The following is a 26,699-nucleotide window of genomic DNA, read 5'->3' as shown; positions in this document are numbered from 1 at the left end:
AATTAGAACTGCGTTCCGAAGGAAATGCGGAATTGCTGGGTCTGGTCACCCGGCTTCTTGATAAACGGGTCCGCCAAAGAGAGGTTGATCAGGCCGAACGGGGTGTTCCAGGACACACCGACACCCGCGGAGACACGCGGTCCCGAATAATCGAGCAGCGGATAACCCTGGACCGCGCGCGCGCCCCAGAGCGAACCGGCATCGACAAACGCGAAGCCGGAGACGCCGAGATCGGGCGAAACGGGCAGCGGGAAATGCATTTCCGCCGACGCCGTCCACATATATCGGCCGCCGATCTGGCCGCCGTAGCTCTTCTGCACGCCGCCCACCGTGACTGGCTCGGCATAGGGGCCGACGCCGCCATCGGCGAAGCCGCGCAGATTGTCGCCACCAAGGAAGAAGTTGTCCTGGATTTTGGTCTTGTAGCCCTCTATCTCCGCGAGATAACCGGCCGTACCGGAGAGCTTCATCACCCAGGCCTTGTTGCCGAACACATGTTCGAGCGGGATGTAATAGGCGACATCCGGGCTGAAGCGGACGTACTTGGCCGACCCGCCCGCACCGGCGAAATCAGTGGTGAGACGCAGCAGCAGGCCGGAGGTGGGGTGCTGGTCGTCATCCACGTAATCGAAGCTTAGCGTCTGGCTGAGCTGCGACAAGGTGGTCACGCCCTGCTCGTTCTGCAGGTAGATGTTGGCGCTGCTCGTCGTCGGGATATTGTAAAGATCGCGGCGGCTGAACGTATAGGTAAAGTTCTGGCTCACGTAATCGTTGAAGCGGTAACCAAGGCGGACATCGGCGCCCATGCTGCTTTCGGCATAGGAGTAGGACTGCCCGGTACCAGTGTAGGAGTCCGTGACCGTACGGAAGATGTCCACGCCCGCGATCAAGTTGCGGTCGAGGAAATACGGGTCGGTGACACCAAGGTTAATCTGCGTGCCACGCTGGGCGATCATCGCGTTGACGGAGGCGTTGACGCCGGTGCCGATGAAGTTGTTCTGGCTGAGGCCGGTATTGAGCAGCGCCCCAAGGCTGGAGGAGTAACCGCCGCCCAGCGAGAACTGGCCGGTGGCCTGCTCGGTAACCTGGGTGTTGAGCACAACCTGCTGCTGCGTGGTGCCGGGGCTCGTGGAGAACTTTTCGTCCTTGAAGAACCCGAGATTCTTCAGGTGGCGGGTGGAGTCGTCGATCTTGCTCTGGTTGTAGGCATCGCCCTCGGCCACGGTCAGCTCGCGGCGGATGACCTTATCCTCGGTACGGGTGTTGCCGGTGATGTCGATGCGCTGGATGTAAACATGCGGCCCATTGACCACGTTGAGGGTGATATCGATCTTCTTGGTCGTGGGATCGGTATGCACCTGCGGGTTCACCTGGGCGAAGGCGTAGCCAAGGTCGAGGGCGCGTTTGTTCAGCGCGTCGACGCCTTCCTGCAGCGCGTCGCCGTCGAACCAATCCCCAGCCGAGAGCGGCACCAGCCCGCGCAGCTCCTTGCTGGTGAGCGTGCGGATGTTGGAGGTGACGGTAACGGAACCCACCTTGTAACGCGGCCCCTCGGAGACGATGTAGGTCAGATAGAACGACTTGCGGTCCGGGCTCAGATTTGCATTGGCGCTGAGGATCTGGAAGTCCGCGTACCCCTTGTGCAGGTAGAACTTGTGCAGCAGGTACTCGTCGTACTGGATACGTTCGGCACTGTACTCATCCGAGCTGGAGAAGAACCGCCACCAAGCGGATTCGCGCGTGGAGACGACATCCTTCAGGGTGCCCTGGCTGAAGCTGTTATTGCCGATGAAGGTGATTTGGCTGACGGTGGTCTCGCTGCCGTCGGTGCAGTTGAACACCACGTTCACGCGGTTATCCGGCAGCTCGATGATCTTCGGCGTGACGGTGGCGTTGTAATGCCCCTTCTTGGCATACAGGCCCAGGATCGCCTGCCGGTCCGCCTCCACCGCCTGAAGCGTGAACACCGAGCGCGGCTTCAGGCTGATCGCGGCCTTGGCGTCCTTGTCCTCCACGGTCTTGTTGCCGGCGAACAGCACTTGGTTGACCGTCGGGTTCTCAACCACGTTCACGTTCAGGGTGCTGCCGTCGCGCGTGATGTTCACCGTTTTGAACAGCCCGGTGGCGTACAGGGTCTTCAGCGACTCATTGATGCGCTGAGGGTCGAACCGATCGCCCACCTGCACCACCATGTAGGATGTGATGGTCGAGCTATCGATACGGTGGTTACCGGAGACATCGATGGCCTGGATCACCCCGCCAGCCGGCACTGCGGCGGGCGCCACCTGCGCCCTCGCGACACAGTTCGGGCTCGGCGCCAGCAAAGCCGGCAGCAGGCAGACGGATGCCAGAAGGACGGAGCGCGGCTTAAGCAATCGATATCTCCCAAACCAATCAAAGCCCGGCGCGCCGGGGGAATCTTCTGTCTCGGGCGTTTGGCATGCGAAACGCCTCCGGGCAAGGTGCGCAAGGCCCGCCCCTCGCGTTTCCCTAAAGTAAATGCGAGAACCAGGCGACCGTTCCCAGCCGCGTTAAATCGTTAAACGTCACGAACAGGATCAGCAGGAGCAGAATGGCGGCGCCAAAGCGCATCGCCCCTTCCCGCACTGCCGCCGAGAGCGGGCGGCGCAGCACGGCCTCCACCACGTAGGAGAGCAAATGCCCGCCATCGAGCACCGGAATCGGGATCAGGTTCACCAGACCGAGATTGATGGAAATGATGGCGACGAGATTAACGAAGGTAACGAAGCCCAGCGCCGCCGCCTCGCCGGTGATCTGGATGATGCCCAGCGGCCCGGCCAGATCCTTCAGCCCCTGGTGATGCACCGCCAGTTGCCCGAGCATGGAGAACCAGCCACGAATCTGCGAAACTGTCTCCTGCCCGCCCGCGACGATGGCGGCAGGCGGGCTATAGCGCTGCAACTGCGACTGCTTGCCGATGACGCCAAGCCGCCCGGCGGTTTCGCCCTCCGCCGAGACGGAGCCGAGTTGCACAGGTTCAGTGAACTGCGTGTCGCCACGCGCGATGGTGAAATCCAGCACCGTGTCTGGGTGTTCCGCCACGATCTGCTGGAGCTGGCTGAAATCGGAGATGGCGGTGCCGCCGATATCCAGCACCCTGTCGCCCGGCTGTAGATTCGCCGCCGCCGCGGGGGAGTTGGGCTGGATCTCGGAGAGCACCGGCTGGGTGACGACCCGCCCGACGGCCATATACAGCCCGGAGAACAACACGAAGGCCAGCAGCAAATTGGCCAGCGGCCCAGCCGCGACAATGAACGCGCGCGAGGCCAGCGAGGCACCGGCGAAGGAGCCGGGCGTCTTGAGTGCGGTATCCTCCGATTCGCCCCAGCCCTGCATCTTCACATAGCCGCCGAGCGGCAGGGCGCAGACCTGCCACACCGTGCCGGAGCGCGCCGTCCATTTGGCCATGGCCGGGCCGAAGCCGATGGAGAAGACCTCCACCGTCACCCCCTGGCTGCGGGCGGCGAGATAATGCCCCAGCTCATGTACGAAGATCAGCACGCCGATATCGACAGCGAAGGCCAGGCCGGTTCGCAGCGTGTCCCACATGGGCTAGGCGGCCCTTGCGCCGGCGAGCGCCGTGGCGGCGGCCCGGGCGGCTTCGTCCAGCAGCAGCACGGCGGCAAGGTCATCCGTCGGCGGTGCGCCGAACTTGGTCATCACCGTCTCGACGATTCGGGCGATGTCCAGGAACCCGATCCGGTTCTCCAGGAACGCCGCCACGGCGATCTCGTTGGCCGCGTTCAGCACCGTCGGCGCGCCGTGGCCCGCCGTCAACGCCTCGCGCGCCAGACGCAACGCCGGGAAACGCACCTCGTCCGGGGCCTGGAATTCCAGCTTCGCCGCCGCCACGAGGTCGAGCCTCGGCGACTGGGTGGCGATGCGCGAGGGCCAAGCCAGAGCATGGGCGATGGGCACGCGCATATCGGGCGAGCCGAGTTGCGCCAGGACCGAGCCATCGGCGTAATAAACCATACCGTGGACGATCGACTGCGGATGCACCAGCACCTCGATCTGCTCCGAGGGTAGTTCAAAAAGTCTTGCGGCCTCAATCACTTCGAGGCCTTTATTGAACATCGTCGCACTGTCGATGGAGATCTTCGCGCCCATCGACCACACTGGATGTCGCAACGCCGCCTCGCGGGTGATGCCGCGCATCTCCTCCAGCGTGTGGCTGCGGAACGGCCCGCCCGAGGCGGTGAGCACAATCTTGTCGATGGCCTTGGTATTGCCGTCGGCCATCGCCTGAAAAATGGCGTTATGCTCGGAATCAACCGGCAACAGCGTGGCGTCCGCCGCCTTCACGGCGCGGAGAAAAATATCTCCCGCCGAGACCAGCGCCTCTTTATTGGCAAACGCGATGGTGCCGCCATGCTTCACCGCCGCCAGCGTCGGCTCCAGACCCGCCACGCCGGTAATGGCCGCCATGGTCCAGTCCACGGGGCGGCCAGCGGCTTCCAGCACCGCCTCGCGCCCGGCGGCACAGGCCAGACCGGTGCCGGACAGGGCGTCGCGCAACTCGCCAAGTAGCGATTCGTCGGAGATGACGGTGACCTCAGGCCGGAACTGCTTCGCCTGCTCCGCCAGCAGCGTCACGTTACGCCCGCCAATCAGGGCACAGACGGCATAAGCCTCTGGATTTTCCGCCACCAGATCAAGCGTCTGTGTCCCGACGCTGCCAGTGGACCCGAGGATTGTTAGCCGCTTTACCCCCATAATGGCACGCCTCCATGTACGCAGAATGCCAGCAGTGCCGCCACCGGCCCCGCCGCAAGAAATCCATCCAGCCGGTCGAACAGCCCCCCGTGACCGGGGATCGTACGGCCGGAATCCTTAACGCCCAGTCTGCGCTTGATCGCGCTTTCCAGCAAATCCCCGGCCTGGGCACACAGGCTCAGCACCAACCCGGCGGCAAAGGCCTGCGCGGGTGCTTCCCGCAACCACAGGGCCAGCATCGCGCCAGCACCGGCACCGATCAGCAACCCGCCGGCCGAGCCGCTCCAAGTTTTGCCGGGCGAAATTTTTGGCGCCAGCTTCGGCCCGCCAAGCAGCCGCCCGACGGCATAGGCACCGATATCGGTGCCCCAGACCACCAGCACGAGAAACGCCGTATCCGCCAACCCAGCCTCGGGGCGCAGCCGCAGCCACAGCAGGCACAACCCGCCAATGGCCGCATAAGGCACGCCGAGGCCCGCGAACCGGCTTTTATACAAATACCAGATCAGCCCGGTAACCCAGATGACATTCAACAGCGCACCGCCGAGACCGAACAGCATGCCATAGGCCCAGAGCACGGCCATCAGCGCGGTGAGCGCCACCGGCTTGGCGACGCCCGCCAGCTGCCCCCACTCCCAGCCCAGCCCGGCCATGGCGACGAGGATCAGCCCCGCCCAGGCCACCCCGCCATGCCAGACGCAAAACAGTGCCACCGGCCCCAGCACCAGCGCCGAGGCGGCGCGGACTGAAAGGTCGGACCAACGGTTGTTTGCCGCCTTGCGCGGCACGTCAGACAGGGCGTGCACCAAAGCGCCGCTCCCTCTTGGCATATTCACTCAACGCCTCTGCAAAGTCCTTGGGGCCAAAATCGGGCCACAACACAGGAGTAAAAACCAGCTCGGCATAGGCAAGCTGCCAGAGCAGGAAGTTGGAGATACGCTCCTCGCCCGAGGTGCGGATCAGCAGATCGGGATCCGGGATACCGGCGGTAGAGAGGAAGCCGGCGAATACCTGCTCGGTTAGCTCCTCCGGCTGCACCCCGGCCTGCATTGCCCGGCGGGCAGCGGCCACGATATCCGCTCGTCCGCCATAGGAGAGCGCCATCACCAGCGTCAGCTTGGTATTGGCTGCGGTTTTCGTCTCGGCCGTCTCCAACTCACCGGCCAGATTGGGGCCGAAGCGCTCCCGCTCGCCGATCACCTTCAGCTGCACGCCCTGCTCATGCATCTCGTTCAGTTCGCCGCGCAGGTAATGCTTCAGCAGAAAGGTGAGATCGGTCACCTCCTCGGCCGGCCGCCGCCAGTTCTCCGAGGAGAAGGCGAAGAGCGTGAGATAGCTCACCCCAAGGTCGATCGCCGCCTCGATGATGCGGCGCACGGCCTTGGCACCTTCCCGGTGCCCGGCGACGCGCGGCAAGCCCCGGGCAGCCGCCCAGCGGCCATTGCCGTCCATAATAACGGCGACATGGCGCGGGATGGGATGAGATGCGGAGCCAGACATCAGACTTGGCGGATGTCCTTTTCCTTCTCGGCGAAGGCGTCGTCGATGCGCTTGATGTAGCCGTCGGTGAGCTTCTGCACCTCGTCGGCGTGGTTGCGCTCCTCGTCTTCCGAGATCTCGGACTTCTTCAGCAGCGCCTTAAGTTGCTCCATGCCGTCGCGGCGCACGCCGCGCACGGCGATGCGCGCACCCTCGGCGTATTTATTTGCGGCCTTCACCAGCTCGATACGGCGCTCCTCGGTGAGCACCGGCAGCGGCACGCGGATGAGCTGGCCATCGGGCTGCGGGTTCAGCCCCAGCCCGCAATCACGCACGGCGGCGACCACGGAATTGATCATGGAGCGGTCCCACACCTGGACGGTGATCATGCGGGCTTCCGGCACCGCGATGGTGGCAACCTGGTTGATCGGCATCAGCGAGCCGTAGCACTCGACCTTCACCGGCTCCAGCAGGGCCGGAGAAGCGCGGCCCGTGCGCAGGCCGCCGAACTCGCGCTTCAGCGCGTCCAGCGCGCCATCCATGCGGCGGGTGAGATCGGATTTGATGTCAGCGAAATCAGCCATTCTTGGTATTCCTTAAGCCTGCGGTTCCGTGATCCGGGTGAAGCGGCCCTCGCCGCGCATGACGGCGGCGAACGCCCCCGGCGCATGGATGTTGAAAACGATGATCGGCAGGTGGTTCTCGCGTGAGAGCGAGATGGCGGAGGCATCCATCACGTTCAGGTCGCGCGCCAGTACGTCTAGATAGGTCAGTTCCTCGTAGCGCTCGGCATTGCTCACCTTGCGCGGGTCGGCGGAGTACACGCCGTCCACCTGGGTGCCCTTGAGCATTGCGTCGCAGTTCATCTCGGCGGCGCGGAGGGCGGCAGCGGTGTCTGTGGTGAAGAACGGGTTGCCGGTGCCGGCGGCGAAGATCACCACCCTGCCCTTTTCCATGTGCCGCATGGCGCGGCGGCGAATATAGGGCTCGCAGACCGACTCCATGGGGATGGCGGACTGCACCCGAGTCGGCACATTCTTCTTCTCCAGCGCGCTCTGCATGCCCAGCGCGTTCATCACGGTGGCGAGCATGCCCATGTAGTCGGCCTGGGCACGATCCATGCCCGCCGCCGCTCCGGCCACGCCACGGAAGATATTGCCGCCGCCGATGACCAGGCAGACTTCCACGCCCATGGCCACCACATCGCGCACATCAGAGGCGATGGCATTCACGGTATCGGTATCTAACCCGTAATCGCGATTGCCCATCAGGGCCTCGCCGGAAACCTTCAGCAGCACACGCTTATAGATGGGAATCGGGTTCATGGCCTCGCTCATACAGTTCTTGGTGGGCGATTCACAGTCCAGGCCACCCCGAATCGGGTCTGGCGCGGAATGATCGCACACAAAGGGCGGTTCCAGCAAAATGCCCGAACCGCCCCTGGTTTAGTCTAGTTGAAGGACGGGTTAAACCCCGGCCGCAGCCGCCACTTCGGCCGCGAAGTCCGTGACTTCCTTCTCAATGCCCTCGCCCAAGGTGAAGCGCACGAAGCGGGTCAGCTCGGCGCCAGCCTTCTTCACAACGTCCTTCACCTTGCTCTCGCCGTCATGCACCCAGACCTGCTCGAGCAGCACCACGTCCTCGTAGTACTTCTTCACGCGGCCTTCGACCATCTTCTCGATGATGGCTTCCGGCTTGCCGGAGGCGCGGGCCTGATCCATCAGCACGTTCTTCTCGCGCTCCAGAGCGGCGGGGTCCACCTCGGCGACGGACAGCGCGTCCGGGCGGGTGGCGGCCACATGCATGCCAATTTGGCGGGCCAGCTGCTCGTCAGCGCCGGTCAGGCCGACAATCACGCCGATCTTGCCCAGGCCCGGCTTCAGCGCGCCGTGGATGTAGGTGCCAACAACCGGGGCGGAAATGACGGCGACGCGGCGCACATTCATGTTCTCGCCGATGGTGGCGACCAGGTTCACGGCCTCTTCGGCCACGGTGCGGCCGGTGCCGGGATAGGCGGCGGCCTTCAGGGCCTCCACGTCCTCGCCCACTTCGAGCGCGACCTTGGCGACGGTCTCGACATAGTTCTGGAAGGCCTCGTTACGAGCGACGAAGTCGGTCTCGGAGTTCACCTCGACCATGGCGACCTTGCCAGCGCCCAGGGCGACACCCACCAGCCCCTCGGCAGCCACGCGGCCGGACTTCTTTGCGGCGGCGGCCAGGCCCTTCTTGCGCAGCCAGTCGATGGCGGCTTCCTTGTCGCCATTGGTCTCGGTCAGCGCCTTCTTGCAATCCATCATGCCCGCGCCAGTCGTGTCGCGCAGTTCCTTCACCAGGGCGGCGGTAATCTCAGCCATGTGTCTGCTCCTTTGATGCGTTTACGCGCGAGGGCTCACCACCCCCGCGCGCGATATTCGGTTTTGGCCGGGCACCGCATGGGCGCCCGGATAAAATCAGGCCTGCGCCTCGGTTTCCGGCGCGGCGTCGAGGATCGGCTCAGCCGCCTCGCCCAGGTCGATCCCGGCGGAGCCCAGCTCGGCGGAGATGCCGTCCAGTACAGCGCCGGCGACCAGGTCGCAATACAGGGTGATGGCGCGGATCGCGTCGTCATTGCCCGGCACCGGATAGGTCACGCCAGCGGGGTCGGAGTTGGAGTCGAGGATGGCGATGACCGGGATGCCCAGCTTGTTGGCTTCCTCGACCGCCAGCTTCTCCTTGTTGGTGTCGATGATGAACAGGACGTCCGGCAGGCCGCCCATGTCCTTGATGCCACCCAGAGCGCGCTCCAGCTTCTCGCGGTCGCGCGTCATGTTCAGGACTTCCTTCTTGGAATAGCCCTGGGTCTCGCCGGCGAGCAGCTCGTCCATCTGGCGCAGGCGCTTGATGGAGCCGGTGATGGTCTTCCAGTTGGTCAGCATGCCGCCGAGCCAACGGTGGTTCACGTAGTACTGGCCGCAACGCTGCGCGGCTTCGGCCACGTAGTCAGCAGCGGCGCGCTTGGTGCCCACGAACAGCACGCGGCCACCGGCGGCGGTCACGTCACGCACCTGCTTCAGGGCGCGCTCCAGCAGGGGAACGGTCTGCTGCAGGTCGATGATGTGGACCTGGTTGCGCACGCCGAACAAATACGGCGCCATGCGCGGGTTCCAGCGGCGGGTGTTGTGGCCGAAATGCACGCCGGCTTCGAGCAGCTGGCGCAGGGAAACGTCGGGAAGTGCCATTGGCAGTTCTCTTTCCTATATATGATCCGGTTATATCCTCCGCGGGGGAAGTACCTTACGGCACCGGACCTTTTGGGCTTCCCCAGGAAAGGCCCCCGCGTGTGAATTTGCCCACACCATGCGAGCGGGGCGGCATATGGCGCAAAACGCGGCAAAAGACAAGGCGCAAACGAAAAAAGGCGGCCTCTGGGGCCGCCCTTTCCCATCGCTCAAGCCTGAAAGGCTTAGAACTTGTAACCAACACCGAAGCCGACGACGGTCGGGTCCAGGCCATCGTTCGCACGGACGGCACCATGGTTGATGCGCGCGGAAACCGGCAGGAACATCTGCTTCACGTCCACGTTCGCGGTCCAGTTGCCGGAGAGCGGAATGTCGAAGCCAATATCGGCAGCCGGGCCGACAGCGGTGCGCAGGCCGAGCGCGTCGCCGTTCTTCGGGCTGATGCCGTAGAAGAACGCCACGGTGATACCAGCGCCAATGTAGGGACGGATGATGCCGATCTGCGGGAAGTGCCACTGCGCGGTCAGCGTGGGCGGCAGCACCCAGGCGGAACCCAGGGTCTGAGCCACGCCACCATTGTTGATCGACAGGGTATGGCGGCTGGTGGCCGCGATCAGCTGCAGAGACAGGTTCTTGGTGATGAAGTAGGAGGCATCCAGCTCAGGGGAGATGCCGTCGCTGGCATGAACGTTGTAGCCCGAGAGCGTGGGGCCGTTATGCACATTGACATGGCTGCTAACGTCTTCCGGGAGCACGCCGATAACGCTCAGATGGACCAGGATATTGCCAGCCTCGTAGCCGGTGGGGCCATTGAGGATGTCGTAGTGGCTGGGGTCGACATAGCCCGGAGCGCTCTGAGCAAGGGCGGGGGTAAAAGCGGTGCCGGCCAGCAGGGCAGCGGCGGCAACCGTACGGAACGTGGTCTTCATAACATTAGGCTCCCGTAATTGGTGAACAAGCCCCGGATAGGCGCCCCCCCAGGCCTACTCTTTGATCTGGAACAAATTTCCTAGATGCCGCAAAGCCTGTTGCAATTATGCAACAAAAGTTGCATTTTCGATGAACCTTAAAAGGCATTAAAAAACCGGGCTCAAAGGCCCGGTTTTGCATCGTCTTAGTAGGCTTTCTCAGGCCAGCAGCGGGCCCCACGAAGGGTCAGAGGCATAGGTCGGGGTATCGACCACCTGCTCGTTGAACCCGTCGATGCCAATGGAGACCAAGCGGGAATCATGGCCGCTGCCGGTTGGATTCTGCCTGTCGAACATGATAACGCGGCCATTGGGGCAGAACGTCGAGTTCTCGACCAGGAAGCCTTGGGTGAGGATTCGCTCGCCCGTGCCATCCGGCGCCATCACACCGATGGAGAAGCCACCCGAACCCCAGAAGGTGTACGAGATAAGATCCCCCCGCGGCGACCAGGACGGCTCGGCATAACGGCCAGGGCCGTAGGAGATGCGCTTGGCGCCCGAACCATCGGCATTCATCACGAAGAGCTGCTGATTGCCGTCGCGGTCGGAGTTGAAGGCGATCTGCGAACCATCCGGCGAGAAGCAGGGCGTCACGTTGATCGACGAGTAATCGGTCAGCTCCTGCATTCCGCCACCGCCCAGGCCAACCTTGACAATGGCAGCCCCACCGTTACGCGAGACCGACATCAGCAGCGAGTTGCCGTCCGGCGAGAAGCGCGGGCCGATGGTCATGTCGCCATAAGCGCCGATCAGGCGGGTGGTGCCGCTCTGCAGGTCAAACAGATAAACGCGCGGATTGTTGTGCTGAAAGCTCACGAATGCGAGCTGCTGGCGCACCGGGTTGTATTGCGGCGAGATCGCCATGGAGGAACCGTCGGTGAGGAACTGGTTGTTCGCACCGTCGTAATCCATGATGGCGAGGCGGCGGATCGGGCTCGTGGTGGTGCCGCTCTCGGAGATGTAGGCGACGCGCGAGTCGAAATAACCCTTCTCGCCGATCATCTGCTGGTACACCGAGTCGGCGATGATATGCGCGATACGGCGCCAGTTGTCGCCGGTGGTGGTGTAGGCCGTGCCCTGGAGCTGCTGCTGCTGCTGCACATTCCACAGGCGGAACTCCACGCGCAGCTGGCCTCCCCCCGCATCGGTGACGGAGCCGGTGACCAGCCCCTGCGCGCCGAGAATGGACCAGTTCTGCCACACCGGGGTGCCGTTACTCACGGAGTTGGGCACGAAACTGGATGGGTCCAACGCCCGGAACAGCCCGGAATGGGTGAGGTCGCTGCCGATCACGTTGGTGATCTGCGCGCCCGTGCTGGAGCCTCCGTCGAACGGCGCAATGGCGATGGGAATCGGCTGGTTCTGCGCGCCGCTCACGTTAATGGCGGCACCACCGCCGGAGGAACCGCCGCCGCTGGACGCGGCGGGCGCCGACGCCGGGGCGGGGGTAGCGTCGCCGCCGAGCATGCTCTGCGCGAAGGCGGACGGACCGATCAATGTCGCGGCCCCGGTGCCGAGCATCCGGCGGCGGGAGAAGGGCGGCAGTATCAAACGTGTCATCACAAAACCTCTTACGGCGTGAAGTGGAACAGGAAGGTCTGGTTCTGACCCAGCATGTAGGACGGCAGCGGCAAGGTGGCGCACTGGTAGTTCATTACCGCGTTGATGGCGCGGTTTGCATAAGCGTTGAAATACGGATCGCTCATCTTGCCCTGATCCTGCGGCGCCACCTGCGCCTGGCGCACCGTTCCCGAGGGGTCGGTCGTCACCAGCAGCATGACGCTGAAGGTCGAGAGACCCGGCGCGCCGGCATCCACGCTCCAGCAGGGGCGCACATGGTTGCCGATGGCATCGCGGTCAGCGCCGGAAAGCCCGGAATTGGCCGTGCTGTTAGGGCTTCCACCGCCATTGGGCGCACCGCCCGCATCGGGGTTGTACACATGCGTCGGCGGTTGCGTCTGCTTCTGCAGGGCTTGCAGCTTCATCAGCGTGTTCAGCACATTCTGGCTCAGCGGCGCCGGGGTCTTCACCACGTGCTGCTGATGCGTCGGACTCTTGGCGGGCGCAGGCGGCTGCTTCTCGGGTGGCTGCTTCTGCGGCGGCTGCTGCACCGTGCTCGTCTGCTTCTGCGGCGGGCGGGGCGGCGGAGGCGGCATGGGAATGGACTGCTCGCTCGGCGTCGGCGGCGGAGGCGGCGGGGCTGGCGCCGGGGGCGTGGGGCTCGGCTTCTGCTCCGGCGCCGGGGGCGGTGGTGGTGGTGGTGGTGGCGGCGCCTCGATGGGCTGCGGCTTCGGCTGCGTCACCGCCAGTGGCCCCTGGTGCGGCACGGGCAGGTTCGAGGGGGCCGGCACCTTTCCGGTGTTCAGCGCCTCCTGCGGCGCGGTGGGGCCAACGAGGTCCACATCCACGTCCTGGTCGGCGCTTGTGTCCAGCGGCTGCAGCGGCAGCGTCACGATCGCCGCGATGATGATCGCGGCGTGGACAAACGAGGATATGATTGCGCTGCGGCGCAGATCCCGGTCCAAATTACTTACTCCCCTCGCCGGCTTACTTGCCGGCGCCGGACGGTTGGGCCAGCAGCGCCACTTTCGTGAAGCCGCCCTGGGTGATCGTCGCCATCACCTGCAACATGTCGCCGTAAGAGACATCCTTGTCACCGCGCACAAAGATGCGCTGATCCGGGTTGTTCTGCGCGGCCTGCTGCAACGTCGCGACCAGATTGCTCAACTCCACCTGCGTGTTCTGCAGGAAGATCTGGTCCTGGGCGTTGACGGTGATGGTGATGGGCTTGGCATCGGCCTGGGCCGGCTTGGCGTTGGCCTGGGGCAGGTTCACGTTCACCGAGGACGTGATCATCGGCGCCGTGACCATGAAGATGATCAGCAGCACCAGCATCACGTCCACCAGTGGGGTGACGTTGATCTCCGCCATCGGGCGGTAGCGTTTCTTGCCGTTACCCGGCCCCATCAGCCCGCCGGCCATTTACTTATGCTCCTCGGACTGGCGCGAGAGAATGGCCGAGAACTCGGCGCCGAAGCCTTCGAGCCGCGACGCGAAGCGGGCGAGATCGTTGGAGATCTTGTTATAGGCCAGCACCGAGGGGATGGCGGCGACAAGGCCGATGGCGGTGGCGAACAACGCTTCCGCAATGCCCGGAGCGACGACTGAGAGGTCGGTGTTGTGCATGGCGGCGATGGCCGAGAACGAGTGCATGATGCCCCACACCGTGCCGAACAGGCCGATGAACGGCGCCGTGGAGCCAACGGAGGCGAGGAAGATCATGAAGCGCTCCAGGCGGTCCATCTCACGCATGATGGTAACACCCATCGCGCGGTCCACCCGCTCCTTCACGCTGGTCTTGCCGATCTCGGAGCCGGCGATGCGCGCGGTGCGCTTCCACTCGCTCATCGCGGCGCCGAACACGGCGGCCATCGGGTTGCTGGGGTCGGCGCCCTCGCGCTCATACAGCGTATCCAGGCTGCCGCCGGACCAAAACTCGTCCTCGAACACGCTCGCCTCGCGGTTCACGCGGCGCAGGGTCATCACCTTCTCGATGATGATCGTCCACACCCACACGCTGGCGAAGAGCAGGATCAGCATCACAAGTTTCACAACGACGTCGGCCTGGAGGAACAGGCCGAGGAGCGACAGATTCGCCGCGGAGGGCGCGGCCATCGCCGCCTGAGTAACCGTTTGGTCCAATGTATTTCCCCAATTAAACTTTCAGCCGCCGCGCCCAGTCGCGCGGAATGCGCGTGGCCCGGCCATCAGAGACGCGCGCACAACCGAGGCCGAGGTCAAGCACAGCCAACGAGTCGCTGTCTCGGAAGAATTTTTGACGAAGCGTGACAGACGCCCCGCCAATCTCCACAAACTCGGTTTCCACGCGTACCACCTCATCGATCCTCGCGGGCCGCTGATAGTGCAAATTGACGCGATGCACCACAAACATCACGCCATATTCGGCTACCATTTCCGCATGCGGCGCGCCCATTTCGCGCAGGGCCTCGGTGCGGGCGCGCTCGGCGATGGCCAAATAATTGGCATGATACACAATCCCGCCCGCGTCGGTGTCCTGATAATAAATCCGGGTTTCGTAGCTGTAGATCATTCGGGCAGCAGTAAATCCAGCTGATCCGGGCGATTCTGTGGCGGGACGTAGCCAAGATGCTTCCAGCCAGCGTCGCCCAGCATGCGCCCGCGCGAGGTCCGCAGCAGCAGCCCCTCTTGGATCAGATACGGCTCCACCACATCCTCCAGCGTGTCGCGCGCCTCGGCCAGGGCGGCGGCGAGCGTCTCCACCCCCACCGGGCCACCGCCATGGTGCTCAGCCAAGCGCTTGAGATAGCGGATATCCATCGCATCCAGCCCGCGCTGGTCCACGTCCAGCCGCGTCAACGCGGCATCGGCCATCTCGCGGCTGATGGTGCCCCCCCCAGCCACAGCGGCGAAATCGCGCACACGGCGGGTCAGCCTTCCAGCCACGCGCGGGGTGCCACGCGAGCGCTTGGCGATCTCGTAGGCGCCCTCATAGGAGAGATCCATGCCCAGCTTCTGGGCAAGACGGATAACGATGCCCGCCAGTTCATCGGGCGTGTAAAACACCAAGCGCAGGGGAATGCCGAAACGGTCCCGCAGCGGCGTGGCAAGCAGCCCGGCGCGGGTGGTGGCCCCCACCAGGGTGAAGGGCGGCAGGTCGATGCGCACGGTGCGTGCCCCCGGCCCCTCGCCGATAATGAGGTCGAGCTGGAAATCCTCCATCGCCGGATAGAGGATTTCCTCGATGGCCGGTTGCAGGCGGTGGATTTCGTCGATGAACAGCACGTCGCGCGGCTGCAAATTCGTCAGGATCGCGGCGAGGTCACCGGACTTCTGGATCACCGGGCCGGAAGTGGCGCGGAACCCCACCCCCAGCTCGCGCGAGACGATCTGCGCCAGGGTGGTCTTACCCAGCCCTGGCGGGCCATGAAGAAGCACATGATCAAGGGCTTCCCCACGCGCCTTGGCGGCCTGGATGAAGATCTTCAGATTCTCGCGACTGGCCTGCTGGCCGGTGAAATCGTCCAGCGTTTGCGGACGCAGCGCGGCCTCGGCGGCGTCATCGGGCAGATGCTCGCCCGAGGTGATGCGGTCCTCGTTGCTCATTTCGCCAGCGCCTTCAGCCCGGCGCGGATCAGCGTCTCAAGTGGCGCGTCCTCGCCATGGGCCTCGATGCCCTTACGCAGCGCCGCCTCGGCCTCGGCACGGCGATAGCCGAGATTTTCCAGCGCCGAGAGCGCATCGGCCACATGGTGGCGCAGCCCCGTGGCGGGGGGCAACGCCGCCGCCCCACCGCCGGGCATGGCCCCAGCCTTCTCGCGCAGCTCGGTCACCAGACGCGTCGCCAGCCTCGGCCCCACGCCGGGCGCACGGCTGAGGGCGGCTTTGTCGGAACTGGAAATGGCGGCGATGAGCTGGTCCGGCGAAAGTGCGGAAAGCACCCCCAGCGCCACCTTTGCCCCCACGCCCTGCACGGTAGTAAGCAGGCGGAACCAGTCGCGCTCCGCGGCACTGCCGAAGCCGTAGAGGGTGATGGCGTCCTCGCGCACCTGCATCTCGGTGAGCATGCTCACCGCCGCCCCCAGATCCAGCGCCGCCAACGTGCGCGCGGAGCAGAACACCAGATACCCCACCCCGTTCACGTCGATCACGCAGCTCGAGTCGCCAACGCTTTCGAGAATTCCCCTGAGCCGCGCGATCATGCCGGACGCTTCCATACATTCAGCGAGGCGCGGTGATGCGCGTGGCAGATCGCCACCGCCAGCGCGTCCGCCGCGTCGGCGCGCTTTTGCGCGGCGCCGGGCAGCAGACGGCGCACCATCTGCCCCACCTGGTCCTTATCTGCCGCGCCCGTGCCCACAACCGCCATCTTCACCGTCTTGGCTCCGTATTCAAACACCGGGATCCCCGCCCGCGCCGGGGCCAGCAGCGCCACGCCGCGGGCATAGCCCAGCTTGAGCGTAGCGGTGGCGTTGCGGTTCACGTAGGTCTCTTCCACCGCCGCCTCGGCGGGGGCGTAGCGGGCGAGAATTTCCGCCAGGGCATCGTCCAGCATCTTCAGGCGGGAGGGTACGTCATCCGTCGATTCGGTCGCGATCACCCCATCCGCCACATGGCGCAGACGGTTGCCCTCGGCCTCCAGCACGCCCCAGCCGGTAAAGCGCAGGCCGGGGTCAATGCCTAGCAGCCGCATCAGGCGGAGAGCTTCGCCATAACCTCGTCGGGAACCTCGAAATTGGCGTAAACGTTCTGGACGTCGTCATCGTCTTCCAGCACGTCGAGCAATTTCAGCACCGAGGAGGCTTTTTCCTCGTCCAGCATCACGGTCATGTTGGGGCGCCATTCAATCTGCGCCTCGGTGGGCTCGCCGAATTTCTGCACCAGCGCGTCACGCACAGCGAAGAAGCCATCGATGCCCACCAGCACCTCATGGCCGTTCTCGTCGCTCACCACGTCATCCGCCCCGGCCTCGATGGCGGCTTCCAGCATGGTGTCGGCATCGGCGGTATCGGCGGGGTAGCGCACCACGCCCAAGCGGTTGAACATGAAGGCAACCGAGTTGATTTCGCCCATGGTGCCGCCATGCTTGTTGAAGGCGGAGCGAATCACCGAGGCGGTGCGGTTGCGGTTATCGGTCAGCGCCTCAACGATAACGGCCACACCAGCCGGGCCATAGCCCTCGTAGCGCACCGATTCGTAGTTCTCCGTCGCCCCTGCCCCGGTCGCCTTCTTGATCGCGCGGTCGATGGCGTCGCGCGTCATGTTGGCCTTCAGCGCCGCGCCGATGCCGGCACGCAGGCGCGGGTTGAAATTCGGGTCGGGCAGCCCCTCTTTCGCGGCCACGGTGATCTCGCGAATGAGCTTGGCGTAAATACGTGCCCGCTTGGCGTCCTGCGCGCCTTTGCGGTGCATGATGTTTTTTGCGTGTGAATGTCCAGCCATAGGCGGGCTGTAGCATTTTTGCCCTACGCGCGGGAAGGTGCCGGAAGGGAGATTGACATCCCCGCCGCCCCCCCTTAAGCAGCGCCCCACACCGGGCGCGTAGCTCAGCGGTAGAGCATTCGCTTCACACGCGAAGGGTCACAGGTTCAATCCCTGTCGCGCCCACCATTTTCTCTCCGGTGTCATATCGGGCGCGTAGCTCAGCGGTAGAGCATTCGCTTCACACGCGAAGGGTCACAGGTTCAATCCCTGTCGCGCCCACCACCTTTTCCAAAATCGCTCAAAGACTGCTTCAAGCGACCCGCCCGCCGAGAATGCCCTTGATGCGCTCGATGAGCACGCCCTTGGAGGACAACGCATCCTCCAGCAGGTTGGCTTGCGCGATCATCAGCGTATGCATCTCCAGCAGCCCGATCGACGTGCCCGTATGCACGAGAATCGGCTCGAATCGCAGTTCCTCGTCACGGCGCATGGACTGCTTGAGCGCATCGGCAATGAGCGTGCTGCCTTTCAGCGTCAGGGGGAGTGTGTCCATCTTGTGCGCCAGCTCCTGCAGCGGGCGCTTGATGAACACCTCGCGCCCGAAGGGCTGAGAGATGGCCGTGAGCAGCATGCGGCGCGAGAGTACGCCGAAGATCTGCCGTTCGGCATGCACGATGAAGCCCGGCAGCGCCGGGTCGTTCAGAAATTCCTGTTCGACATCGCCGGTGCGGACATCCAGCCCGACGATCTTGTCCCACAACCGCAGCTGGCCCACCGATGTGGGGCCGCTGATGCCGTCATTGGCTAGCAGGCTAACGATGGATGCAATCTGCGACATTTATACCCCCGCCTCGCAGGCACTCAGTTCAGTGGCATGGCTCTCGGAACATTCCCGCCATTGCTTTTGTCCGAGATGGGAGCGCTGACAAGCGTCGGTACCGTTAAGAAACGATGTTTAACGCAAACATAACATGCACTTGCGCAACAAAAAACGGCGCCCGTGGGCGCCGTTTTCCTTGGACGGGGGCGCATGGCCCCTGCCCTTTAGCCTTAGGCAGACTTGGCCATGCCACGCAGCACGTACTGCAGAATGCCACCATGCTTGTAGTATTCCACCTCGTCGGCGGTATCCACACGGCACAGCACCGGCACTTCCTGCTTGGAGCCGTCAGCGCGGGTGATGACCAGGGTCAGGTCCATGCGGGGGCTCAGCTTGTCCAGGCCCACGATGTCCAGGGTCTCCTCACCGGTCAGGCCCAGGCTCTTGCGGGTCACGCCGTCCTTGAACAGCAGGGGCAGCACGCCCATGCCGACGAGGTTGGAGCGGTGAATACGCTCGAAGCTCTCGGCCACCACGGCCTTCACGCCCAGGAGCATGGTGCCCTTGGCCGCCCAGTCGCGGCTGGAGCCGGTGCCGTATTCCTGGCCGGCGATGACGACCAGCGGCACGCCGTCCTTCTTGTACTTCACGGCGGCGTCGTAGATGGAGAGCTCCTCGCCACCCGGATAGTACTTGGTGTTGCCACCCTCGGCGCCACCCATCATCTCGTTCTTGATGCGGATGTTGGCGAAGGTACCACGCACCATCACGTCGTCGTTACCACGGCGGGAACCGTAGGAGTTGAAGTCCTTCTGCAGGACCTGGTGCTCCGTGAGGTACACACCGGCAGGGCTGGACTTCTTGATGTTACCGGCCGGAGAGATGTGGTCGGTGGTGATGGAGTCACCCAACAGAGCCAGCACGCGGGCACCCTTGATGTCGGCGGCGCCGCGCGGGGTGGGCGTGATCTCCTGGAAGTAGGGCGGGTTCTTCACGTAGGTGGAACCAGCCGGCCAAGCGTAGGTGTCGGTGCCACCGGCGACCTCGATCTCCTGCCACTGCTTCGGCCCCTTGAACACGTCCGAGTAGCGCTCGACGAACATCGCGCGGGTCACGTCGGCATGCACCGCGTCCTCGACTTCCTTGTTGGACGGCCAGATGTCCTTCAGGAACACCGGCTTGCCATCCTTGGAGGTGCCGATCTGCGCGGTGGTGATGTCCTCGCGGATGTTACCGAGCAGGGAGTAGGCAACCACCAGCGGCGGGGAGGCCAGGTAGTTGGCGCGGACATTGGCGTGCACGCGGCCTTCGAAGTTACGGTTGCCCGAGAGCACCGAAACGGCGACCAGCTTGTTGGTCTCGATGGCGTCCACAATGGCGTCCGGCAGCGGGCCGGAGTTGCCGATGCAGGTGGTGCAGCCGTAACCGGCGACCTGGAAGCCCAGGGCGTCGAGGTCGGCGGAAACACCGGCCTTGTTCAGGTAATCGGTCACAACCTGCGAGCCGGGGGCCAGCGAGGTCTTCACCCACGCCTTCGGCGTCAGGCCCAGGGCATGCGCCTTGCGGGCGACGAGGCCGGCGGCCATCAGCACGTAGGGGTTGGAGGTGTTGGTGCAGGAGGTGATGGCGGCGATCACGATGTCACCATTGGTGATCTCGTAATCGGTGCCGGCCACCTTGGCCTTGGTGTCCACGGCTTCCGGCGCCACGCCCAGGCTCTTGGTGAGCTCGGTGGTGAAGGCGGAGGCGGCGTCCTTGAGCAGCACGCGGTCCTGCGGGCGCTTCGGGCCAGCCAGGGACGGCTGAACGGTGGACAGGTCGAGTTCCAGCGTGTCGGTGAAGATCGGGTCTTCGCCGGTGACGCGCCACAGGCCCTGGGCCTTCGCGAAGGCTTCGATCAGCTTGATCTGGTGTTCGGTGCGGCCGGAGAGCTTCAGGTAGTCGACGGTCAGGTCGTCAACCGGGAAGAAGCCGCAGGTCGCGCCGTATTCCGGGGCCATGTTGGCGATGGTGGCGCGGTTGGGGAGCGTCAGCTCGTCCAGGCCCTCGCCGAAGAACTCGACGAACTTGCCGACGACCTTCTTCTTACGCAGCATCTCGGTGACGGTGAGCACCAGGTCGGTGGCGGTCACGCCCTCAGAGAGCTTGCCGGTCAGCTTGAAGCCGATCACGTCGGGGATCAGCATGGCGATCGGCTGGCCGAGCATCGCGGCTTCGGCCTCGATGCCGCCCACGCCCCAGCCCAGCACGCCCAGGCCGTTCACCATGGTGGTGTGGGAGTCGGTGCCGTACAGGGTGTCGGGGTAAACGTAGGTGGAGCCGTTATTCTCGGAGGTCCAGGCGACCTGCGCGAGGTATTCCAGGTTCACCTGGTGGCAGATGCCGGTGTTGGGCGGAACGACGCGGAAGTTGTCGAACGCTTCCTGGCCCCAGCGGAGGAAGCGGTAACGCTCGCCGTTACGCTCGAACTCCAGCTCGAGGTTCTTCTTCAGCGCGTCGGAGGACGCGGTGTAGTCCATCATCACGGAGTGGTCGATGACGAGGTCAACCGGGATCAGCGGGTTCACCTTCTCGGGCTTGCCGCCCAGCTTGATCACGCCGTCGCGCATGGCGGCGAGGTCAACCACGGCCGGCACGCCGGTGAAGTCCTGCATCAGGATGCGGGCGGGCTTGAAGGGCACTTCCTTGGCGGAAGACGCCTTCTCCTGCCACTCGATGATCGACTTGGCGTCCTCGGTGGTGTAGCTGGCGCCGTTCTCGAAGCGCAGCACGTTCTCCAGCAGGATCTTCAGGGTCTTGGGCAGCTTGGAGATGTCACCCAGCTTGGCCGCCGCTTCGGCGACGGAGAAGTACTTGTACTCCTTGCCATCGACGTTCAGGGTTTTCTGGGTTTTGAGGCTATCGTGACCGATGGCTGTCATGGGCAAGAACCTTTCTGCTGTTGCCGCTTGTAATTGCGCAGGGCTTAAACCATAGCCGCAGCGGTCCGTCCATTCCGCCATGAGGATTTTTACACCTGCTTACCGCTCGAAAAATCGCGGTTTTCCGCGGAGAAAGGCTAGTGTTACAGGGGATTGACTTCACCCTGAGCGAGGGAGGCATGCTCCTGCTGCGGGGCAGGAATGGTGCTGGCAAATCCACATTGCTGCGCGCCCTGGCCGGGCTGACCCCGCTCGCGGCCGGAGAGTTGCTCTGGGCGGAGGAACCGGCCGTGCGGGATTTACCCTCTCACGCCGCGCGCATCGCCTGGCTGGGGCATCTGGACGCGGTGAAACCCGCTTTGACAGTGGCCGAGCATGTGCCGGAAGCCGCGCTGAAACCCGTGGGTTTGGAGAAATTCGCCGCCCTGCCCGCGCGGTTTCTCTCCGCCGGGCAGAAGCGCCGCCTCGCCATCGCGCGCGTCGCGGCCTCCGGGCGCAAGCTCTGGCTGCTGGACGAACCCACCACCGGGCTGGACGCCGCCTCGGTGCAGCGATTCGCTGACCTCTGCACCGCGCATCGCGAGGCGGGCGGCATGATCATCGCCAGCACCCATACGCCGCTGGAACTAAAAGACATGCAGGTGCTGGAATTATGATCGCGCTCATCGCCCGGGAGCTGAAACTCTCGCTGCGCCACGGGGCCGATACCGTGGCCGCCCTGCTGTTCTTCATCATCGCGGGCACGTTGTTTGCCTTCGCCGTCGGCCCCTCGCCCGCCATACTGGCAGGCATCGCCGCCGGGGTGGTGTGGGTCTGCGCCCTGCTCGCGGCGCTCTTGCCGCTGGACCGGCTGTTTGGTGCCGATTTCGAGGATGGCACGCTGGACCTGCTGCTACTCTCCGGCTTGTCGGCCTATGAGGTCGCGTTTGCCAAGACGGTGGTGCATTGGCTCACCACCGGGCTGCCGCTGCTGCTCATCGCGGCTCCTCTGGCTGTGATGTTGCGGATGCCGGAGACGAAAATCCCGCTGCTGCTGCTCAGCCTCGTACCGGGAACGATGATTTTGTCACTGCTGGGCACGATGGCAGCAGCGGTAAGCCTGGGCGCGCGCCGGGCGGCGGTGCTTATGCCGCTCATCACCCTGCCGCTGATTATTCCGGCACTGATTTTTGGGGCATCGGCGGTAACCACGGCCCATCCGGCCGCGCCGCTCTACATGCTGGGCGCAATGCTCGCAGCCGCCCTGCCCCTGGCCCCGCTGGGGGCGGGAACAGCGCTCAGGGCGGCTGCCGAATAACGACAACCTATTGCGCTAAATTCTTATCCACGGCTTGCAGATAGATAAGATACACCACCAGCAGGGCGAGTGAGAGGAACACTACATGGAACAGTGCAACGCCCCGCCCCGCACCGCCGCCCCGATGAGCGGAAGCAGTGCCAGCCCTACCCGCCGCGTGGCGAACCAACGGGGCTGACGGTTAACTCCCCACCAAACGGGAACCTGGGGAAATCCACGAAATGCTCGTCCGCATACACTGCGGTCAGCGCCAACAGGAGAGACCCTCCTATAGCTCCCAGCGTGCCAGGCTGCCCCATCGCGCTCAGTTACCCGGCGGAAAGGCGAGGCCAGAACCGGGATCGACAAAGATCAGGTTGTCCTTCACTTCCTTCACGCCGGGGGCATTCTCGGCGATCACGATCACAGCCTGACGCTCCTCGTCGGAGAAGATCGTGCCATCCAGCGACACCACCTTGTTCTCCACACTGATGCGCAGGCCAGATTTCGGCGCCCAGCGGGCCTTCTCCAACTCGGCCTTGATATAGGCGCTGATCGACTCGTCGGAACACTCGACCGGGGTTTCGATGAGCTTGCGCGCCAGCACGCGCAGCAGGTCCGCACGGCTGATCACGCCCACGAGCTGGTTATCCTCCAGCACAGGCAGGCGCTTGATGTGCTTGCGCAGCATCAGCTGCGCCACCTCGTCGAGCGGCGTGCCCGGGGTGACGAACACAGGGCTGTGGGTCATCACGCCGCTGACATGGCGGGCATGGGTGGCCACGTAATCGGAGGCGACGGAGGCGGGCATGAGCAGGGATTTCAGCCAGCCGGCCTGCTTGCCGTCGGTGCCGATCTCGGCACGGCGCATCAAATCGCCCTCGGTGACGATGCCGACCAGCGCCCCCTTTTCATCCAACACCGGCAGACCGCTGACGCGGTTGGCCAGCATGATACGGGCGGCGTCCGCAACCGTGGTGCTGGGCAGCACGGAGACAGTGTTGCGGCTCATCAGCTCCGAGACTTTCATGGCATCCTCCTTGGAAACTATGAATGTTTCCTTGCGCTAAAACGCGAAGCGCACCTTGACGCAAGTCAAACGGCGGCTTCGGCGATATCGGAGAGCGCTTGCGGGCGGAGCAGGATAATCTCGTGTATATTGGGAATATCGATCAGCCCCTCGCGCTTAAGGTTGGAGAGCGAGCGGGATACGGTCTCGATGGTCAGGCCCAGATAATCGGCCAGATCCGTGCGCGAGAGCGGCAGCGGCATGGAGACATTGGGCTTCGGCAACGCGCCAGAAGCGCAGATCTCCAGCCGCTCGGCCCAGGAGAGCAGAAAGCTGGCAATGCGCTCGATGGCCGTCTTGCGCCCGAGCAGCAGCATCTGCTGCTGGGAGAGCACCAGCTCGTGCATCGCCACATCCAGCAATTTGCGCTCCAGCACGGGGAATTCCTCGAACACCGCCGCTATGGAACTGCGGGAGAAACGGCAGAGCTTCACCGGCTCCATCGTCTCGGCCGAGAACATGTTCTTGGTGGTGGCGGCGAGGCCCAGGAAATGCCCCGGCCCGGCAAAGCCGGTGATCTGGCGGCGGCCATCCGGCAGACTCTTGAACAACCGCACATTGCCGGAATTGATGTTGTAGAAATAGAGCGCCGCCTCGCCTTCCTCGATGAACACGGTATTGGGCTGCAACGAGACGTGCTGCGCCGCGCGGGCCAGGAAGCCGACCTCATCATCGGAGAGCGCATCGCACAGCCCGTGGCGGCGGGCTCCGCAATCATCGCAGCTCGAAGCAGTCGGGCGGTTGGCCAAGTTGATGGCCACCGGGCGCCGGAAATCCGTGATCTTGTTCAGAGACGTCATAGCCGCTTGTCTAACAACTATATGGCCGTTGATCCATATCAAAGGTCACGTTGCGGTTACGGATTAACCAGAGGCTTCCTTTCGCCAGAGCAATATGGCAAGTCCCGCCGCCATCAGTATTCCCGTGGCCAAAAGGCTGCCTTCCGGGCCGGTATCGCCGCCCGAAAGCCAAGGCACGCCCACAGGCGAGAGTTGTAAAAGAGTAAAAGCGCAGGCTTGCCCGCTGTCATGCGCGCCGAAGAGGAAGTTTTCACCGTAATCCCAGCCGCCGTGGAGGCCAATGCTCGCCCATAGCGAGCCGGTGCGCCGGATGAGTAACGCGAAGATGCCGCCTGCCAGCACGGCGTTGCCCACGCCGATCAGGCCTTCGCCGATATCGCTGTAATGCACGACGCCAAAGAGCAGGCTGGTAACGCCTATGGCAGGCCAGACGCCTCCCCGGCCGAGAGCCTGGAACAGATAGCCCCGGAAGGCGAATTCCTCGGCGGCGCCGATGAGCAGGCTGACCGCCGCCCAGATGATTGCGTAAGCCGCGATGTCTCGCCCCCCCAGCCCGCTCAAGGCCAAATGGGCGTGCCCGGAGAGCAGCAACGCCAATGCCAGCGCCCCCAGCAAGGCAACCCCGGCGGCTGCCCCGGCGGCGCAGCGCCTCGTGTGGCGCGCATCGGCCACCCCGCAGGTAACGGCAAAGGCGCGTCCTTCCAGCCGTACCATGACAAGACTCGCCAGCAACGCCGGAACCAGCAACAGCGCTTCGTTGAACACGACAAATCCCGGCATGAGCAGAACGCCAGCGGCGGGGTGCGGCAAAGACAACCGGGACACAGTCCCCGCTTCCGCAAAAACGAAGACCACGAGCAAAAGCAAAAACATTACCGCCCGCCAGCCCACGCGCACGCCATTCGGCCCGCGCCACCAGCCGGGCTTGCTTCCCGCCCGTTCCAACCAGCCCTGCACCGCCATGTTGCTAAAGCTTGCTGCGCTGGGTCATCGAAACGTCCCGGGCCTCGGGGCCAAAGAGCATCAGCAGCATCAGCACCACCGCCACGCCGCCCGCCACCATGGTCAAGGCGAAGCCGTAATCGCCGCCATGCCAGCCTGCGAGGGCGATTTGCAGCGGCGCGTTGGAGGAGGCGATGAAATTGCCCAGCTGGTAAACGACTCCCGGAAACGTGCCCCGGATTTCGGCCGGAGAGAGTTCGTTGAGATGCGCCGGCACCACGCCCCACGCCCCCTGCACCGCCAACTGCATGACGAATGCGGCGAGCCCGATTTCCACCGCCGTACCGGCATGGGCCCAGAAATACAGCACCACCAAAGAGAGCGCGCAGGCGGCGGTGATGGCGTAGCGTCGCCCGATTCTCTCGCTGAGCAGGCCGAACAGAATGCCGCCCAACGCCGCGCCAACGTTGTAAACAAGAACGATGTCGGTCACCTGGGCATGGGTGAAGCGCATCTGCTGGCCGAGGAACAGCTTGGGATAAATATCCTGCGTGCCGTGTGAGAAGAAATTGAACGCCGTCATCATCAGCACGCAGTAGATGGCAAGCTTATAATTCTTCGCCAACAGCCTCCAGGCCGGAACCCGCGGGCCTTGATGCAGCACCGTGAAGGCCGGGCTTTCCTCGACCTTGTTGTTGATGAAAAAGACCAGCAGCGCGGGGGCAGCCCCGGCGAAGAACATACCCTGCCAGCCGAGGTAATGATAAGCAAAGCCGAACAGCAGCGTGGCCAGGAAATAGCCCGAGGGATAGCCCGCCTGCAGCAGACCCGACACCCAGCCACGCCAGCGGATGGGAATCGATTCCATGGCCAGCGATGAACCAACGCCCCACTCCCCGCCCATGGCAATGCCGAACAGCGCGCGGATGATCAGGAAGGAGCTAAAAGACCAGGCGAGGCCGCTCGCCGCCTCGAACAAAGAATAAAGCAGGATGACCAGCATCAGCACCGGCTTGCGGCCGAATCTGTCAGCCAGACGGCCGAAGACGAAGGCGCCGACCGCCCGCGTAGCCAGGGTGAGCATGATGGCGAGCGAGCTGGAGCCGACCGAAACGCCGAACGTCTTCGCCACGTCGTCGAAGGTGAAGATCAGGATGAAGAAATCGAAGGCATCGAGCGTCCAACCGAGATAGGCGGCGATGACGGCATTGCGGGCGCGGGTGATTTCCCCAGCGGCTGTTCTGGTCATGCGGTTCTCCCCTAAGGCGCTCTAAGGGGATATGCCAGTGGACGGTCGGGCGCAACATTGCTGCCGCACCATCTTAAACCGTTGATTTCAAGAAAAAAGATGGTCGGAGTGAGAGGATTCGAACCTCCGGCCCCTGCGTTCCGAACACAGTACTCTAACCAGGCTGAGCTACACTCCGTGCGGCGAGCCTATAGCCGAAGCTGGATGGGTTAGGCAAGTGCCCTGGCAAATTAACTTTACCGTAAATGCCAAATGGT

The 26,699-nt window shown here is 64.1% G+C and carries 27 protein-coding genes and 3 tRNA genes; 4 read left to right on the top strand and 26 right to left on the bottom strand.

What is annotated here, in order from left to right; all coding sequences use genetic code 11:
• Positions 1 to 2 precede the first annotated feature (2 nt).
• The 19 genes from bamA to HNP71_RS02715 form a co-directional block, all read right to left on the bottom strand.
• Entirely contained in the window at positions 3 to 2,375 is a 2,373-nt protein-coding gene (gene bamA / locus HNP71_RS02805; protein WP_183265342.1) for an outer membrane protein assembly factor BamA, read from the bottom strand.
• 115 nt (positions 2,376 to 2,490) lie between these two features.
• On the bottom strand, positions 2,491 to 3,570 hold the full coding sequence (rseP, locus tag HNP71_RS02800; RefSeq protein ID WP_183265341.1) for an RIP metalloprotease RseP: 1,080 nt from the start codon (positions 3,568 to 3,570) through the stop codon (positions 2,491 to 2,493).
• Between the two features lie 3 nt (positions 3,571 to 3,573).
• Positions 3,574 to 4,737 (bottom strand): 1-deoxy-D-xylulose-5-phosphate reductoisomerase, encoded by a 1,164-nt coding sequence (locus HNP71_RS02795; RefSeq protein ID WP_183265340.1) that lies wholly within the window; start codon positions 4,735 to 4,737, stop codon positions 3,574 to 3,576.
• Positions 4,728 to 5,543 carry a phosphatidate cytidylyltransferase gene (locus HNP71_RS02790; protein ID WP_343062193.1) on the bottom strand — a complete coding sequence of 272 codons (816 nt, stop codon included), beginning with the start codon at positions 5,541 to 5,543 and terminating at the stop codon, positions 4,728 to 4,730. Before HNP71_RS02790 ends, HNP71_RS02795 begins: the two co-directional genes overlap by 10 nt.
• The gene (gene uppS / locus HNP71_RS02785) at positions 5,527 to 6,237 is read right to left on the bottom strand and encodes a polyprenyl diphosphate synthase (protein WP_183265338.1); all 711 of its coding nucleotides are present in this window, start codon (positions 6,235 to 6,237) and stop codon (positions 5,527 to 5,529) included. Before uppS ends, HNP71_RS02790 begins: the two co-directional genes overlap by 17 nt.
• On the bottom strand, positions 6,237 to 6,800 hold the full coding sequence (frr, locus tag HNP71_RS02780; RefSeq protein WP_183265337.1) for a ribosome recycling factor: 564 nt from the start codon (positions 6,798 to 6,800) through the stop codon (positions 6,237 to 6,239). Before frr ends, uppS begins: the two co-directional genes overlap by 1 nt.
• 12 nt (positions 6,801 to 6,812) lie before the next feature.
• The gene (pyrH, locus tag HNP71_RS02775) at positions 6,813 to 7,541 is read right to left on the bottom strand and encodes a UMP kinase (RefSeq protein ID WP_183265336.1); all 729 of its coding nucleotides are present in this window, start codon (positions 7,539 to 7,541) and stop codon (positions 6,813 to 6,815) included.
• Positions 7,542 to 7,682: 141 nt separating this feature from the next.
• Positions 7,683 to 8,570, bottom strand: coding sequence for a translation elongation factor Ts (tsf, locus tag HNP71_RS02770; protein ID WP_183265335.1), 888 nt, complete (start codon positions 8,568 to 8,570; stop codon positions 7,683 to 7,685).
• 96 nt (positions 8,571 to 8,666) lie between these two features.
• On the bottom strand, positions 8,667 to 9,434 hold the full coding sequence (gene rpsB / locus HNP71_RS02765; RefSeq protein WP_183265334.1) for a 30S ribosomal protein S2: 768 nt from the start codon (positions 9,432 to 9,434) through the stop codon (positions 8,667 to 8,669).
• 224 nt (positions 9,435 to 9,658) lie between these two features.
• Positions 9,659 to 10,363: an OmpW/AlkL family protein gene (locus HNP71_RS02760; protein WP_183265333.1), complete on the bottom strand. Its 705-nt coding sequence runs from the start codon at positions 10,361 to 10,363 to the stop codon at positions 9,659 to 9,661.
• A gap of 198 nt (positions 10,364 to 10,561) precedes the next feature.
• Positions 10,562 to 11,962, bottom strand: coding sequence for a Tol-Pal system beta propeller repeat protein TolB (tolB, locus tag HNP71_RS02755; RefSeq protein WP_183265332.1), 1,401 nt, complete (start codon positions 11,960 to 11,962; stop codon positions 10,562 to 10,564).
• Between the two features lie 11 nt (positions 11,963 to 11,973).
• Positions 11,974 to 12,927, bottom strand: coding sequence for a hypothetical protein (locus HNP71_RS14305; RefSeq protein WP_183265331.1), 954 nt, complete (start codon positions 12,925 to 12,927; stop codon positions 11,974 to 11,976).
• Positions 12,928 to 12,949: 22 nt separating this feature from the next.
• Complete coding sequence (gene tolR, locus HNP71_RS02745) at positions 12,950 to 13,384, bottom strand: protein TolR (protein WP_183265330.1); 435 nt, start codon at positions 13,382 to 13,384, stop codon at positions 12,950 to 12,952.
• Positions 13,385 to 14,077 carry a protein TolQ gene (tolQ, locus tag HNP71_RS02740; RefSeq protein WP_183265329.1) on the bottom strand — a complete coding sequence of 231 codons (693 nt, stop codon included), beginning with the start codon at positions 14,075 to 14,077 and terminating at the stop codon, positions 13,385 to 13,387.
• Between the two features lie 40 nt (positions 14,078 to 14,117).
• On the bottom strand, positions 14,118 to 14,513 hold the full coding sequence (locus tag HNP71_RS02735) for a YbgC/FadM family acyl-CoA thioesterase (RefSeq protein ID WP_183265328.1): 396 nt from the start codon (positions 14,511 to 14,513) through the stop codon (positions 14,118 to 14,120).
• Positions 14,510 to 15,547, bottom strand: coding sequence for a Holliday junction branch migration DNA helicase RuvB (ruvB, locus tag HNP71_RS02730; RefSeq protein ID WP_183265327.1), 1,038 nt, complete (start codon positions 15,545 to 15,547; stop codon positions 14,510 to 14,512). Before ruvB ends, HNP71_RS02735 begins: the two co-directional genes overlap by 4 nt.
• Positions 15,544 to 16,143, bottom strand: coding sequence for a Holliday junction branch migration protein RuvA (ruvA, locus tag HNP71_RS02725; protein WP_183265326.1), 600 nt, complete (start codon positions 16,141 to 16,143; stop codon positions 15,544 to 15,546). The genes ruvB and ruvA overlap by 4 nt, the downstream gene beginning before the upstream one ends.
• Positions 16,140 to 16,637 (bottom strand): crossover junction endodeoxyribonuclease RuvC, encoded by a 498-nt coding sequence (ruvC, locus tag HNP71_RS02720; protein WP_183265691.1) that lies wholly within the window; start codon positions 16,635 to 16,637, stop codon positions 16,140 to 16,142. The genes ruvA and ruvC overlap by 4 nt, the downstream gene beginning before the upstream one ends.
• Positions 16,634 to 17,383 carry a YebC/PmpR family DNA-binding transcriptional regulator gene (locus HNP71_RS02715; RefSeq protein WP_183265325.1) on the bottom strand — a complete coding sequence of 250 codons (750 nt, stop codon included), beginning with the start codon at positions 17,381 to 17,383 and terminating at the stop codon, positions 16,634 to 16,636. Before HNP71_RS02715 ends, ruvC begins: the two co-directional genes overlap by 4 nt.
• Positions 17,384 to 17,476: 93 nt before the next feature.
• On the opposite strand from HNP71_RS02715, the gene HNP71_RS02710 reads away from it, so the two are divergent.
• Both HNP71_RS02710 and HNP71_RS02705 read left to right on the top strand, forming a co-directional pair.
• Positions 17,477 to 17,551, top strand: a tRNA-Val gene (locus tag HNP71_RS02710).
• Between the two features lie 21 nt (positions 17,552 to 17,572).
• A tRNA-Val gene (locus HNP71_RS02705) sits at positions 17,573 to 17,647 on the top strand.
• A gap of 28 nt (positions 17,648 to 17,675) precedes the next feature.
• Here the strand turns inward: HNP71_RS02705 and HNP71_RS02700 are convergent.
• Both HNP71_RS02700 and acnA read right to left on the bottom strand, forming a co-directional pair.
• The gene (locus HNP71_RS02700; RefSeq protein ID WP_183265324.1) at positions 17,676 to 18,203 is read right to left on the bottom strand and encodes a CBS domain-containing protein; all 528 of its coding nucleotides are present in this window, start codon (positions 18,201 to 18,203) and stop codon (positions 17,676 to 17,678) included.
• 212 nt (positions 18,204 to 18,415) lie between these two features.
• A complete protein-coding gene (gene acnA / locus HNP71_RS02695; protein WP_183265323.1) occupies positions 18,416 to 21,106 on the bottom strand; it encodes an aconitate hydratase AcnA in 2,691 nt (896 codons plus the stop codon).
• A gap of 140 nt (positions 21,107 to 21,246) precedes the next feature.
• On the opposite strand from acnA, the gene ccmA reads away from it, so the two are divergent.
• Both ccmA and ccmB read left to right on the top strand, forming a co-directional pair.
• Complete coding sequence (gene ccmA / locus HNP71_RS02690) at positions 21,247 to 21,762, top strand: heme ABC exporter ATP-binding protein CcmA (RefSeq protein ID WP_343062191.1); 516 nt, start codon at positions 21,247 to 21,249, stop codon at positions 21,760 to 21,762.
• A complete protein-coding gene (gene ccmB / locus HNP71_RS02685) occupies positions 21,759 to 22,403 on the top strand; it encodes a heme exporter protein CcmB (protein WP_183265322.1) in 645 nt (214 codons plus the stop codon). The genes ccmA and ccmB overlap by 4 nt, the downstream gene beginning before the upstream one ends.
• Before the next feature lie 304 nt (positions 22,404 to 22,707).
• Here the strand turns inward: ccmB and HNP71_RS02680 are convergent, their stop codons facing one another.
• From HNP71_RS02680 to HNP71_RS02660, 5 genes are all read right to left on the bottom strand, one after another.
• Positions 22,708 to 23,412 carry a CBS domain-containing protein gene (locus HNP71_RS02680; protein ID WP_183265321.1) on the bottom strand — a complete coding sequence of 235 codons (705 nt, stop codon included), beginning with the start codon at positions 23,410 to 23,412 and terminating at the stop codon, positions 22,708 to 22,710.
• A 65-nt stretch (positions 23,413 to 23,477) separates the two neighbouring features.
• The gene (locus HNP71_RS02675) at positions 23,478 to 24,251 is read right to left on the bottom strand and encodes a Crp/Fnr family transcriptional regulator (RefSeq protein WP_183265320.1); all 774 of its coding nucleotides are present in this window, start codon (positions 24,249 to 24,251) and stop codon (positions 23,478 to 23,480) included.
• A gap of 63 nt (positions 24,252 to 24,314) precedes the next feature.
• The gene (locus HNP71_RS02670) at positions 24,315 to 25,214 is read right to left on the bottom strand and encodes a CPBP family intramembrane glutamic endopeptidase (protein WP_183265319.1); all 900 of its coding nucleotides are present in this window, start codon (positions 25,212 to 25,214) and stop codon (positions 24,315 to 24,317) included.
• A 4-nt stretch (positions 25,215 to 25,218) separates the two neighbouring features.
• The gene (locus tag HNP71_RS02665; RefSeq protein WP_183265318.1) at positions 25,219 to 26,442 is read right to left on the bottom strand and encodes an MFS transporter; all 1,224 of its coding nucleotides are present in this window, start codon (positions 26,440 to 26,442) and stop codon (positions 25,219 to 25,221) included.
• Between the two features lie 100 nt (positions 26,443 to 26,542).
• Positions 26,543 to 26,620: transfer RNA gene (locus HNP71_RS02660), tRNA-Pro, on the bottom strand.
• Between the last annotated feature and the right edge of the window lie 79 nt (positions 26,621 to 26,699).

It is taken from the genome of Acidocella aromatica (genome assembly GCF_014201825.1).
GTDB lineage: Bacteria > Pseudomonadota > Alphaproteobacteria > Acetobacterales > Acetobacteraceae > Acidocella > Acidocella aromatica.
Note: the sequence above shows the minus strand (reverse complement) of the source record. Positions and strands in the feature narration are given on the sequence as shown.